The sequence below is a fragment of the Pseudomonas sp. genome (assembly GCF_035554175.1).
Classification (GTDB): Bacteria; Pseudomonadota; Gammaproteobacteria; order Pseudomonadales; family Pseudomonadaceae; genus Aquipseudomonas.
Genome location: NZ_DATMIV010000009.1, coordinates 1 through 12,601 on the forward strand (window position 1 = coordinate 1; position 12,601 = coordinate 12,601).

The 12,601-nt window shown below is 59.5% G+C and carries 8 protein-coding genes and 1 pseudogene; 2 read left to right on the forward strand and 7 right to left on the reverse strand.

Annotation, left to right across the window (positions count from 1 at the left end; all coding sequences use genetic code 11):
- Both VNV36_RS03285 and VNV36_RS03290 read left to right on the forward strand, forming a co-directional pair.
- Window positions 1-343: pseudogene (locus VNV36_RS03285) on the forward strand (hypothetical protein); the annotation flags it as partial.
- 100 nt (window positions 344-443) lie between these two features.
- Window positions 444-5,072: an NEL-type E3 ubiquitin ligase domain-containing protein gene (locus tag VNV36_RS03290; protein WP_325716212.1), complete on the forward strand. Its 4,629-nt coding sequence runs from the start codon at window positions 444-446 to the stop codon at window positions 5,070-5,072.
- Window positions 5,073-5,114: 42 nt separating this feature from the next.
- Here the strand turns inward: VNV36_RS03290 and dnaB are convergent, their stop codons facing one another.
- From dnaB to rnr, 7 genes are all read right to left on the reverse strand, one after another.
- Window positions 5,115-6,512: a replicative DNA helicase gene (gene dnaB, locus VNV36_RS03295; protein WP_325716214.1), complete on the reverse strand. Its 1,398-nt coding sequence runs from the start codon at window positions 6,510-6,512 to the stop codon at window positions 5,115-5,117.
- Window positions 6,513-6,631: 119 nt separating this feature from the next.
- Window positions 6,632-7,078 carry a 50S ribosomal protein L9 gene (gene rplI, locus VNV36_RS03300; RefSeq protein WP_003221136.1) on the reverse strand — a complete coding sequence of 149 codons (447 nt, stop codon included), beginning with the start codon at window positions 7,076-7,078 and terminating at the stop codon, window positions 6,632-6,634.
- A gap of 18 nt (window positions 7,079-7,096) precedes the next feature.
- On the reverse strand, window positions 7,097-7,990 hold the full coding sequence (locus VNV36_RS03305) for a hypothetical protein (RefSeq protein ID WP_325716216.1): 894 nt from the start codon (window positions 7,988-7,990) through the stop codon (window positions 7,097-7,099).
- Window positions 7,991-8,026: 36 nt separating this feature from the next.
- On the reverse strand, window positions 8,027-8,257 hold the full coding sequence (gene rpsR, locus VNV36_RS03310; protein WP_002551829.1) for a 30S ribosomal protein S18: 231 nt from the start codon (window positions 8,255-8,257) through the stop codon (window positions 8,027-8,029).
- Window positions 8,258-8,286: 29 nt separating this feature from the next.
- Window positions 8,287-8,709, reverse strand: coding sequence for a 30S ribosomal protein S6 (gene rpsF, locus VNV36_RS03315; RefSeq protein WP_016771938.1), 423 nt, complete (start codon window positions 8,707-8,709; stop codon window positions 8,287-8,289).
- A 296-nt stretch (window positions 8,710-9,005) separates the two neighbouring features.
- The gene (gene rlmB / locus VNV36_RS03320; RefSeq protein ID WP_095180954.1) at window positions 9,006-9,773 is read right to left on the reverse strand and encodes a 23S rRNA (guanosine(2251)-2'-O)-methyltransferase RlmB; all 768 of its coding nucleotides are present in this window, start codon (window positions 9,771-9,773) and stop codon (window positions 9,006-9,008) included.
- Window positions 9,770-12,400 (reverse strand): ribonuclease R, encoded by a 2,631-nt coding sequence (rnr, locus tag VNV36_RS03325; RefSeq protein ID WP_325716219.1) that lies wholly within the window; start codon window positions 12,398-12,400, stop codon window positions 9,770-9,772. The genes rlmB and rnr overlap by 4 nt, the downstream gene beginning before the upstream one ends.
- Window positions 12,401-12,601 lie beyond the last annotated feature (201 nt).

The window sequence follows — 12,601 nt, forward strand, 5'->3', positions numbered from 1 at the left end:
TCGCAAGGAGCTTGCGGTGAGCAAAACCGTTGAACGCAAGCAGATGGGCAAAGGCAAGTCCAAATCGTTTCTCGATGTCTATTCGATCAAGAACAGCACCGACGGCCAGCCCTTGTGGGAAGCCCACTTCCACTATGACAAGGCGCAGAGCCCGGCCCTCGGTTTCATGGTCGATGGCGCCCATCTGAAAACGCTTGAGCAGAGCGGGCGGGGGATCGAGTCCCAGCGCCGTGATGAACTGGCCGGTTTGCCCCATGTCCGCATCTGGCGGCAGAGGTTTGACGGCAACACCGCCCGAAAACTGTTTGCCCTGGCCACCGAGGAAGCGGCGGCCAGCCAATAAATACGCAATTTTTGTCGTACCGCGCTTAACAGGCAATGAAGCCGAACGGCTATTGGCGTCCTTTCCGGGCGCCAATGGCCACCACCACAAGGAAGAAAAAATGTCACCGAGACTGCCCACCAAGGGCACCACCACCGTTGATGTACACACTCGTCCACGCCAGGATGCTACTGCCACGCGCCCCGATACCCCTGCGCGTTTGGACGACGGCTTGCCGTTCCTGCGCACCGATGCAGATCCAGTGCGCCTGGGTGATAGCACGCAGGCCAGCGACCTCAACGCGATTACCCCGGCACCGGTGCTCACGGTCCATGAGATCAATGGCGCCATATCCCCCGTGCAAAGCGCGACGCCGGTCAATCCGGCGCTCGAGCATTACCGTATCGCCAGACCGCCAGCGCTGCCGGAGGTAAACGCTGACGGCGTGAGAGTATACAAAGGGCGTCAATACGCTGATCTGGCCGATGACGACATCGTGCAGGTCGTGCCGGATCCGGCCACGGGGCTATACCGTGCCCGGCTATCCAGTGAACTGACCGGATCCGGGCCAGTGCTGCTGCGCAACACCACCACCGGGCGCTGGCACCCGCTCGAGGATTTCGAACCGATTACCTTCCCGTTGAGCGATGAACGTCTGCAAGCATTTCGCAGCCACCTGGATTTCAGCGAGGCAACGCCCGGAGCCGATGGCCTGCACCGTTTCGACGGCAAACTCTACGTGGAGATCGACCACCACACCTATCAGGTGCTGCATGATCCGGACGCCTCGACACCATTGGCTTCGGTGATGCGCATCGTGCGCAGCGAAGACCCCGTGGCCAGTGACAGCAGCAACCTGTATGTTGCGACACGTCCGGGAAGATCGGAGCCGATTGTTTTCGATGCCGTGGAAGGCTGGACAGGCGTCATGCTCCCCGGCGCGGGAGGGCTGCCCAACGATGGCGGGGCTTCTGTACGCCTGGGGCTGCTGGACAGGCTTTCTTTAAGGTTCAATCGCCTGCGCAGCCCATGGTCGCGGGCCAGAAAGGTGTATCGCTATCACGACGACGCACAGCTTGCGGCGCTCATGCACTCACTGGGGGATGACGTAACCGGTGCCTTGACCCGCCGCGAAACCGAATACCTGACACTCAAGGCCGAACTGAAGTCCTGGCTTGGCCATCTCTACACCACTTCCGGGCCGGGCGCCGATATGGGGGTGGCGCGGCATCTCGCCCACAGGATCAAAACTGTCTGGCGTCATCCGACAGAGACCTCACTCCGTCTGGAGCTGCGCGATTGCTCGCTGCCAGCCTTGAAAACGGATTTCAGCCATGTCCAGCATTTGTTTGTGGGCAGCGCGACCTGGTCCGACAGCGCCAACATATTTCTCAGCAGTTTCTCCGGATTGCGTAGCCTGACAGTGAGCCGCTCCACACTGAACACGCTCCCCGACGCTATCACCCGCATGCCAAACCTGAGCACCTTGCATCTGGTTAAAAACCAGATTCGGCTCACGACCCAAACGGCCGCGACATTGAGCGGGATGAGCGGACTCAGGGTGCTCAGTCTGTCACAGAATCCGCTGGGCAAAATACCGGACTTCACTCATCTGACCAACCTCGAGATGCTGGCTCTGAATGAAACGCACATGGAGCGTTGGCCAACCGGCGTGGAGCATCTTCGCGCACTGACATTTCTCGACTTGCGCGACAATCACCTGACCCAGGTACCCCCCGCCTTCCTTTCGCCTTCCCCCGAACAGTTCGAGAGGATGGCCCGGATCAACAGCGTCACACTGATGGAAGGCAATCCATTCCCTGCCGACTATTGGAAAAAACTCGAAGTATTCTGGCAACGCGTGGCCGCCGATCTTCCTCAACTGGCCAAGCCCCGCATGGAAAGCGCATTCAGGCTTGATCGGGACCTGCCCCACGTCGTCACCGTGCTGCAGGTGTACCCGGGGAAAACTCCCGCACAGGCCAGAGAGTATTTCACTGCACTGGGCGACGACGCCGAGGCAATCGTGGCCCGACGTGTCGAGGAGCTGGGATTACTGGACACCCGACTGGTCGATTACGTCCTCGCCAGCCGAAACGACGGGGACCCCATCAATCCACCCGCGCAGATCCAGGCGCGACGCATCGCCAGGCTCATCAAGGCCTGCTGGCTCCAGAACTCGGGGGACACCTTGAAGCTGGCTTCCATCAATGGCCCACTGCCGGCGCTGACGGCAGACTTCAGTCATGTCAAAACACTGGAACTCAACGCGGTGACCTGGACCGACGCGGCCCATACATTTCTGGCCAACTTTCCCAATCTGGAGCACTTGTCCATCACTCAGTCGCGGCTCGGAACATTGCCCGGCGAAATCGCCATGATGGGCAAACTGAGCCGACTCGACTTGAGCACGAACCACCTTACGCTGGACGAACAAGGCGCAGCGACGCTCAGTGAACTGCGTCACCTGATCAGTCTCAATCTTTCCGACAATCCAACGCTCACGCTGACCCCGGATTTCAGCAACATGCCCGGGCTCACATACTTGACGTTGAATAACACCGGAATCGATCGCTGGCCGACCGGGTTGCTGGACAAGACGGAGCTGCTTGTTCTCGACTTGCGCAATAACAAACTGAAGGAAGTGCCGCAGGCGCTTGTAAATCCAGAACCTGGTCAGTTGCTGGCCACGGCCCGGATCAACATGCTCACGGAAGTCACCGGCAATGCTTTCCCTTCCGGTTACTGGAAAGTATTCGACGACTACTGGCGGCGTGTGCACGCCGCGCACCCGGAGCTGCTGAGCCCCCTCGGTGAGCTGAAGTTCGATACCGGTGACTCACCGGCGCGGCGCTACGCGCGCCTGTATCCGAACAAGACCGCCAGGGAGTGCAGGGAGTTTGTCTGGAGCTTTGATGCTGACACTGCAATCACCAAACTGCAAAGTCTGGAACGTGAATTCAAAACCCTGAAGGATCAGCTCGACGCCTGGACCTTTTCCGGCGAAGGCAACCGTGCAGGTTATGTTCCAGCGAACCGCCTGGCGGTTAACGCGCAAATCCGTCCCGATCGCGCCGAAGCCAAGCGCAGGATCATCAGTTGCTGGCGGCGGGAAACCCCGCAGAAACGAGCCAATGACGAGACGGAAATCGGTCTTGAGCTGAATCTCAGCGGCCTGAGGCTGCCAGCCCTGCCCGACCTTGACGCGGACTTCAGTCACGTCGGTTCGCTCGTACTGAGCAACATGAACCTGAGCACGTCTCCGGAAGGTTTTCTGACCCGCTTCCGCCATGTACGCTGGCTAAATCTGTCACAAAATCAATTGCGAGTCCTGCCTCCAGCCATTGGCCAGATGAACGGGATGACCCGACTGTATCTGCATCGCAACCGGCTTGTCCTGACAGCCGACACTGCCAACATCCTGGCGCAGCGAACCTCCCTGCGATTGCTGGCGCTGCAGGACAACCCCAGGCTGGGAGTCATCCCGGACTTCAGTCAGATAAGCGACTTGCGCGTGCTCGCGTTCGCCAACACAGGGATCGACACCTTCCCGAGCGGCATTGGCGCCCAGCCACTTCTGTCGCAGATCAATCTGAGCAATAACCGCATCAGGACCCTTCCGGATTCCCTCATCGCACCATCAGACGCGCTGCTACCGCAATCCGTGAAAGTCGCCAACGTGACGGACATCCGTAATAACCCGCTGTCGGCCGATACTCTCGACCGGCTGGACGCTTACAGCCTTCGTCTGGCAGCGGCTGGAACACCGCTGACCGGCGAGGACAACCTGGTCGCCACGGCGCGAATCAATAACGGCAGAGTCGTCCGCCCAGCGCCGGTATTTGATGGGATGGTGCGCTGGACAAGAGGGCTATCGGCCGCTGAGATAGCCCGCCGGAAAATCCAATGGCAAACACTGCGTGATCAACCACAAGGAGATGGTTTTTTCAACGCCATTGAACTGTTACTGGATTCCCGCACCGGTCACAATGATCTTCAGGCGCGAGTCTGGAGGCTGATCGACACCATCACCGAGAACACCCCGGAATCGGAACGCCTGCGCCAGGAAATCTTTGATCGCGCGGGCGAAGCGACTTGCTGTGACCGGGCGGCTTTCACCTTCGCCAATCTGGAAACCAGGGCAATGATGCACAGCGCCCTTGCCGAGGCCGGCGACAAATCACAGGGGCCGAAACTGATCTCGTTGTCCAGAGCGCTGTTCCGTCTGCATGAGGTCGACAAGATCGCCTCGGCAGACATTGCGCGACGTGAGGCAACAAGTCCACTGAACATTGTTCCGGCGGAGGTAGAAATCAGACTGCTCTACCGCTACCGCCTGAAAGACCGGCTGCAGTTGCCGGCACAACCTGAACAGATGGGTTATGAGCATCTCGCCCACGTGACAAAGGCGCAACTGGACGCCGCTTATGAAAAAGTGATCGCACTGGACAACTCCCCTGAGGAATTTCAGGAACTGGTGTCGAGGGATTTCTGGCAAAAATTCCTGACCAACAAATACCAGGAAGAGTTCGAAATGCGGCGTCAACCGATTCAGGACCGCCAGGCGGCTCTTGACGAGGCGCACGAAGCCAAAACGCTATCGGATGACGATTATAAGGCGCAGTCAATAGAGGTGCAGGCGTCGTGGATGATTGAAGAAGCAGCATTGATCGAAACAATGACCCGCCGGGAACTCGCCGAGCCTTCAGCCGGCAACGCTGGCGAGCAAGCAACGGGCGCGAGCACATAACACGATGAAAGTGAAGGTTGGCCGAACGAGCTCGGCCAGCCTTCACTCGTCGTCGTCGAAGTTGTAGCTGCCCGGCGCAAGGTTTTCGAAGCGCGTGTATTTGCCAATGAACGCCAGACGAATAAAACCGATCGGGCCGTTACGCTGCTTGCCGATGATGATTTCGGCGATGCCCTTGTGCTCGGTCTCCGGGTGATACACCTCGTCGCGGTAAACGAACATGATCACGTCGGCGTCCTGCTCGATTGCTCCGGATTCACGCAGGTCGGAGTTCACCGGGCGTTTGTTGGGACGCTGTTCGAGGGAACGGTTGAGCTGTGACAGCGCCACCACCGGGCAGTTGAATTCCTTGGCCAAGGCTTTCAGGGATCGCGAGATCTCGGAAATCTCGTTGGTCCGGTTGTCACCGCTGGAGCCCGGTATCTGCATCAGCTGCAGGTAGTCGATCATGATCAGGCCGATCTCGCCGTGCTCACGCACCAGACGCCGGGTCCGCGCGCGCATTTCCGACGGGCTGATACCGGCGGTGTCATCGATGAACAGCTTGCGGTCATTGAGCAGGTTGACCGCCGAAGTCAGGCGTGGCCAGTCGTCGTCTTCCAGTTGGCCGGAACGCACCTTGGTCTGATCGATACGACCGAGCGAAGAGAGCATACGCATGATCAGCGATTCGCCTGGCATCTCGAGGGAGTACACCAGTACGGCTTTTTCGCTGCGCAACACGGCGTTTTCCACCAGGTTCATTGCGAAAGTGGTTTTACCCATCGACGGACGACCGGCGACGATGATCAGGTCGGACGGCTGCAAACCGCTGGTTTTCTCGTCCAGGTCGGTGTAGCCAGTGGACAGGCCGGTGATCGCGTCTGCGGTGTTGAACAAGGTGTCGATGCGGTCGATGGCCTTGGTCAGCAGCTCGTTGACGCCAACCGGGCCGCCGGTTTTCGGCCGCGCTTCGGCAATCTGGAAGATCTGCCGCTCGGCTTCATCGAGGATTTCTTCAGCGGTGCGGCCTTCCGGGTTGAAGGCGCTGTCGGCAATTTCGGTGCTGATGCCGATCAGTTGCCGCAACGTCGCCCGCTGGCGGACGATCTGCGCATAGGCCTTGATGTTGGCGACCGACGGCGTGTTTTTCGCCAGTTCGCCAAGATAACCGAGGCCGCCGACTTGCGAGGTCTGACCTTCCTTGTCCAGTTGTTCGGCAAGGGTCACGACATCGATCGGCGAATTCTGATCGGCCAGTTTGGCGATCGCACGGAAGATCAGGCGGTGGTCATGTCGATAGAAATCACCGTCGGAGACTTGATCGAGCACACGTTCCCAGGCGTTGTTGTCCAGCATCAGACCACCGAGTACGGCCTGTTCGGCCTCGATGGAATGCGGCGGCACCTTCAGGGCAGCGGTTTGCAGATCGTATTGCTCGGGAGCGGAGATATCGTTCATGGCCACTTGAGTTTGGATGAAAAGCAGGGAATTCAGAAAGACAAAGGGCACGACCTGTAAACAGGATCGTGCCCGATGTTAACCGCCTGACGGGCAAGCCGCCAGCCGATCGATGTTGCTTAAGCTGCTACCACGACAACGCGTACGGTGGCTTCAACTTCGGCGTGCAGGTGCACGGCCACGTCGAATTCACCCACGTTGCGGATGGTGCCGTTCGGCAGACGAACTTCGCTCTTCTGCACTTCAACGCCGGAAGCGGTCAGTGCGTCAGCGATGTCGTGAGTACCGATCGAACCGAACAGCTTGCCTTCGTCGCCAGCGGTGGCAGTGATGGTCACTTCCAGCTCGGCCAGTTGGGCAGCACGGCTTTCAGCCGATGCTTTACGGTCTGCGGCAGCTTTTTCCAGCTCGGCGCGACGCTCTTCGAACGCAGCCAGGTTGGCAGCGGTCGCAGCGGTAGCCTTGCCGAAAGGCAGCAGGTAGTTACGACCGTAACCGGCCTTAACGTTTACTTTGTCGCCCAGGTTGCCCAGGTTGGCGATTTTTTCCAGAAGGATCAGTTGCATGTGAAAATCCTCTAACTTTTAACCTTCACCGTTCGCGCTGTCGGTGTCTTTCGACACGTGACGACCGCGAAAATCAATCAGGCTGTCGACAATGGCCAGAACCACGAGCAACGGATAGATCAGCTGCATGAACAACAGCAGCGTGACGTACAACCCCACCAGCCAGAAACCGGCCAGTCGCTTCTGCCCGACCAGCCCGTGAATCAGGGCAAGTCCGGCGAACACCAGCGGTACACTGCACAACGGCGTCAACATGGCCATCTGTGCACCGAGATTCGGGCCCAGAAGCATCAACGCCAGCAGTACCATCGCCGGCCCCAGCGGGATGCGCACGGCGCGAAACTCGCGACCGAAACCACCCGGGTTGTACAACAACGCCTGCCAATGCCGCCCGACAATCAGGCTCAGCACGCTGACGATCTGCAACAAAGCCGCAATCAGTCCGGTCAGGACCGGTGCAATCAGGGACGCGAAACGCGCTTGCTCATCGACCGACAATCGCTTGTAGGTCTCACCGAGAAGCGTTGGCATGACCTTTATGAGGGCCTGTGCAAGCATCTCGATCTGAGCCGCAAACGCGACTCCGAGCACCACTGAAAACACCACGCCGACCGCTACGCTGACCAGCAGCGTGCGGACCCAGGATTCACTTGCGCGCAAAACCAACGCAAGCCCCGAAGACCCCAGCAGCACCAGAAGTGCCCGTGGGTCATCGGCATACAGCCACCAGATCAATGCCGGCAGCAATCCCAGCGACAGAACGCCCAGGGCGTCCGTCAATCCGCGCCGCAGCAGCACAAGGCTCCCGGCGGCAGCACCCAACCAATACAACAACGGCAATGTTGCACATCCGGCCACCACGAGAGTGGCCTGCATTCGGCCTCGCATGATGAACTCAGCTAAGGCGCGCATGCATTCAATCCTTTGCTACTTGTCGACTGCCCGGTCTCAGCGGCCGTGGCTGTCGGTGTAGGCCAGCAGGGCCAGGAAGCGGGCGCGCTTGATAGCGGTGGCCAGCTGACGCTGATAACGAGCTTTGGTACCGGTGATGCGGCTTGGAACGATTTTGCCGGTCTCGGATACGTAGGCTTTCAGAGTGTTGAGATCTTTGTAATCGATCTCCTTCACGTCTTCAGCGGTGAAGCGGCAGAATTTACGACGACGGAAGAAACGTGCCATTTGATAGGCTCCTTAATAAGGTCCGTGGATTACTCGTCAGCGTTATCGCTGTTGTCGCTGTCATCACTGTCGGTGCCTTCGGCGCCTTCGTGCTCAGGACGGTCGCGACGCTCACGGCGCTCACTGCGGTTTTCTTCAGCCTTGAGCATCTCGGACTGGCCGGTAACGGCTTCGTCGCGACGGATGACCAGGTTACGGATCACTGCATCGTTGTAGCGGAAGTTGTCTTCCAGCTCGGCCAGGGCCTTGCCAGTGCACTCAACGTTCAGCATCACGTAGTGAGCCTTGTGAACATTGTTGATTGCGTAGGCCAGTTGACGACGGCCCCAGTCTTCCAGACGGTGGATTTTGCCGCCGTCTTCTTCGATCAGCTTGGTGTAACGCTCAACCATGCCGCCGACTTGCTCGCTCTGATCCGGGTGGACCAGAAAGATGATTTCGTAATGACGCATGAATGCTCCTTACGGGTTGTAGCCTGCCGCTCAAAAACGGTCAGACAAGGAGTGAATGACACTTATGGACTTGCTGGCGCGGGGCACATGCGTGCCTGCCGTCACAGCAAGGGGCGCAATTGTAGAGAAGGGACTGCGGGGGCGCAAGGCAATTGGTGAATATTTGAACAATCACCGAGCGACCCGTGTAGGAGCTGCCGAAGGCTGCGATCTTTTGACTTTGATTTTTTCAAAGCAAGATCAAAAGATCGCAGCCTCGTTTCACTCGACAGCTCCTACAGGGGATTTGCAGCAGGTCAGGACTTCTTCGCAGTAGCCTTGGCTTTCGCGCCGCGCTGGCGCTGGGCTTCGAACAGGCAGACGCCGGTGGCCACCGAGACGTTGAGACTGCTGACGCTGCCGGCCATCGGCAGGTTCACCAGATAGTCGCAATGCTCACGGGTCAGGCGACGCATGCCTTTGCCTTCGGCGCCCATGATCAGGATGGTCGGGCCGGTCAGGTCCTGGTCATAAATGCTGACCTCGGCTTCACCGGCCGTGCCGACTACCCAGAGGCCGCGCTGCTGCAGTTTTTCCAGCGTGCGTGCCAGGTTGGTCACGGCCACCAATGGAATCACTTCCGCTGCACCGCAGGCGACTTTACGCACAACCGGGGTCAGCGTGGCCGACTTGTCTTTCGGCACGATCACCGCCAGCGCCCCGGCCGCATCGGCCGAACGCAGGCAGGCGCCGAGGTTGTGTGGATCGGTCACGCCATCGAGTACCAGCAACAGCGGCGCGCCTTCGGTGCGATCGAGCAACTCGTCGAGCATCGCCTCGCCCCAGACCTGGCTCGGACTGACTTCCGCGACCACACCCTGATGCACGCCTTCAACCCAGGCATCCATTTCGCGACGCTCGGCCTGGCCGACCTGCACACGGTTTTCGTTGGCCAGTTCGACCAGCGTCTGCACGCGCGGATCGTTGCGGCTTTCCGCCAGCCAGATCTGCTTGACGCGTTTGGGGTGGTGACGCAGCAACGCTTCTACCGCGTGAACGCCGTAGATTTTTTCCAACTGACTCATGACTTCGCCTTCGGTTTACGCGCCCCGCCACTTTTGGCTGGAGCGGAACCCGCTTTTGGCGGGCCCTTACGGTGTTTGCTCGGTTTGGCTGGCTTGCCGCCGGTCGCCTTGTCAGGCGCCGACCGCCCGGTCTTTCCCCCGGACGCCGCTTTACCACCGTTTTTCGCATCGGCCAGCAAGGCCTTTTTCAGTTCACGGCTCTTGCGCAGCTCGGCGTTTTTCGCCACGGCATCGCTTGGACGATAGGCTTCGGCAACTTTTTCCTTGGCCGGGCGACGGCTAGCGGTTTTCGCCGGGGCTTTCTCTTCCGCAGCTTTGGCGACAGGCGCAGCAGTTTCTGCACCGCGTTTTTTTCGGCCGATCGGCGCACTGATGGTTTTTTCCGCCATCTCGAAGTCGATCTTGCGTTCGTCGAGGTCGACGCGCATGACCCGCACTTCAACGGTATCGCCCAGACGGAAACTGCGACCGGTGCGCTCGCCCGCCAGACGGTGATGCACAGGATCGAAGTGGTAGTAATCGCCCGGCAGCGCGGTGACGTGCACCAGGCCCTCGACATAGATGTCGGTCAGTTCGACGAACAGACCAAAACCGGTTACGGCGGTGATCACGCCAGGGAAAGACTCGCCGACGCGATCCTTCATGAACTCGCACTTGAGCCAGTTCACCACGTCGCGGGTCGCTTCGTCGGCGCGGCGTTCGCTCATCGAGCACTGCTCACCGAGTTGCTCCAGCGCAGCCTCGTCGTATGGATAGATGCGCGCCTTGGGAATGGTCATCGCACCGGCACGACGAACGTGCGGGGTGTCCTGTTTCGAATGGATCACGCTGCGGATCGCGCGGTGCGTGAGCAGGTCCGGGTAGCGGCGAATCGGCGAGGTGAAGTGGGTGTAGGCTTCGTAATTCAGGCCGAAGTGGCCGTCGTTTTCAGCGGTGTACACCGCCTGACTCAACGAACGCAGCATGACCGTCTGAATGAGGTGGAAGTCCGGACGATCCTTGATGCTCGCGAGCAGGGCCTGATAATCCTTCGGCGACGGACCGTCCTTGCCTTTGTGCAGGGACAGGCCGAGTTCACCAAGGAATGCGCGCAGCTTTTCCAGGCGCTCTGGCGGCGGACCGGCGTGCACGCGATACAACGCAGGAATTTCGTGCTTCTTGAGGAATTCGGCAGTGGCAACGTTGGCCGCCAGCATGCACTCCTCGATCAGCTTGTGCGCATCGTTGCGCACGGTCGGACGGATTTCGGCGATCTTGCGCTCGGAACCGAAGATGATCCGGGTTTCCTGGGTTTCGAAATCGATCGCGCCACGCACGTGACGGGCGGCCAGCAACACCTTGTACAACGCATAGAGCTGCTTGAGGTGCGGCACGACATCGGTGTACTCGCCACGCAGCTTGCGCGCTTCGGTAGCCTTCGGCGTTTCCAGCATCGCGCTGACCTTGTTGTAGGTCAGACGGGCGTGGGAATGAATCACCGCCTCATAGAAGCAGTAGTCGGTCATTTCGCCGGACTTGGAGATGGTCATCTCGCAGACCATGGCCAAGCGATCCACCTGCGGGTTCAGCGAGCACAGCCCATTGGACAGCTGCTCAGGCAGCATCGGAATCACGCGCTCGGGGAAGTACACCGAGTTACCGCGAACCTGGGCTTCGTTATCCAGCGCCGAGCCGATCTTCACGTAGCTGGAAACGTCGGCAATCGCCACGTACAACTTCCAGCCGCCGGAGAACAGGCGCAGCTTGCCCGGTTTGGCTTCGCAGTAGACCGCATCGTCGAAGTCGCGGGCATCTTCGCCGTCGATGGTGACGAACGGCAGATGGCGCAGGTCAATGCGCTTCTCTTTGTCTTTCTCTTCGACTTCCGGCTTGAGCTTGCCGGCTTCCTTGAGCACGGCTTCAGGCCAGACGTGCGGAATGTCGTAGGTGCGCAGGGCGACATCGATTTCCATGCCCGGCGCCATGTAGTTGCCGACCACTTCGACCACGTCGCCTTGCGGCTGGAAGCGCGGGGTTGGCCAGTGGGTGATTTTCACCTCGACGAACTGACCGATCTGCGCGTTGGCATTGCGTCCCGGGGTGACCAGCACTTCCTGCTGGATCTTCGGGTTGTCGGCGACGACGAAGCCGATGCCGCCCTCTTCGAAGTAGCGACCGACGATGGTTTCGTGAGCGCGGGACACCACTTCAACGATTACCCCTTCACGGCGCCCGCGACGATCAAGACCGGAAACGCGGGCCAGCGCACGGTCACCGTCGAACACCAGGCGCATTTGCGCCGGGCTCATGAACAGGTCGTCGCTGCCGTCGTCCGGCACGAGGAAGCCGAAACCGTCACGGTGACCGCTGATGCGGCCCAGGATCAGGTCGAGCTTGTCCACCGGCGCGTAAGTGCCACGGCGGGTGTAGATCAGTTGAGCGTCGCGTTCCATGGCACGCAAGCGGCGGCGCAGGGCTTCGATCTGGTCTTCTGTGGTCAGACCAAACTCTTCAACCAGTTGCTCGCGGGCAGCAGGCGAACCCCGATCGGCGAGATGCGCCAGGATCAGTTCGCGGCTGGGGATAGGGTTTTCATATTTTTCCGCTTCACGAGCGGCCTCGGGATCGAGGGACTGCCAATCGGCCATTAGAGAGTTTTCACCTTGTCTATATGCGGGTTAGTTTGGCATAGGCGCCGGGAAACGGGAAATTTCCGACTCTATAAGGCCTTACAAGGCCCTGTATCGACGCTCTGATACGGTTTTGAACGCCGCCGGTAAAAAAATTCAGTTTTTTCTTCGGCAGGGGTTTACAGTTAAAAAGACGCTCCGTATAGTGCGCGCCATCGA

Coding starts and splice junctions, on each gene's coding strand:
- VNV36_RS03290 (WP_325716212.1), top strand. CDS start 444: ATGTCACCGAGACTGCCCACCAAGGGCACCACCACCGTTGATGTACAC.
- dnaB (WP_325716214.1), bottom strand. CDS start 6,512: ATGAACGATATCTCCGCTCCCGAGCAATACGATCTGCAAACCGCTGCC.
- rplI (WP_003221136.1), bottom strand. CDS start 7,078: ATGCAACTGATCCTTCTGGAAAAAATCGCCAACCTGGGCAACCTGGGC.
- VNV36_RS03305 (WP_325716216.1), bottom strand. CDS start 7,990: ATGCGCGCCTTAGCTGAGTTCATCATGCGAGGCCGAATGCAGGCCACT.
- rpsR (WP_002551829.1), bottom strand. CDS start 8,257: ATGGCACGTTTCTTCCGTCGTCGTAAATTCTGCCGCTTCACCGCTGAA.
- rpsF (WP_016771938.1), bottom strand. CDS start 8,709: ATGCGTCATTACGAAATCATCTTTCTGGTCCACCCGGATCAGAGCGAG.
- rlmB (WP_095180954.1), bottom strand. CDS start 9,773: ATGAGTCAGTTGGAAAAAATCTACGGCGTTCACGCGGTAGAAGCGTTG.
- rnr (WP_325716219.1), bottom strand. CDS start 12,400: ATGGCCGATTGGCAGTCCCTCGATCCCGAGGCCGCTCGTGAAGCGGAA.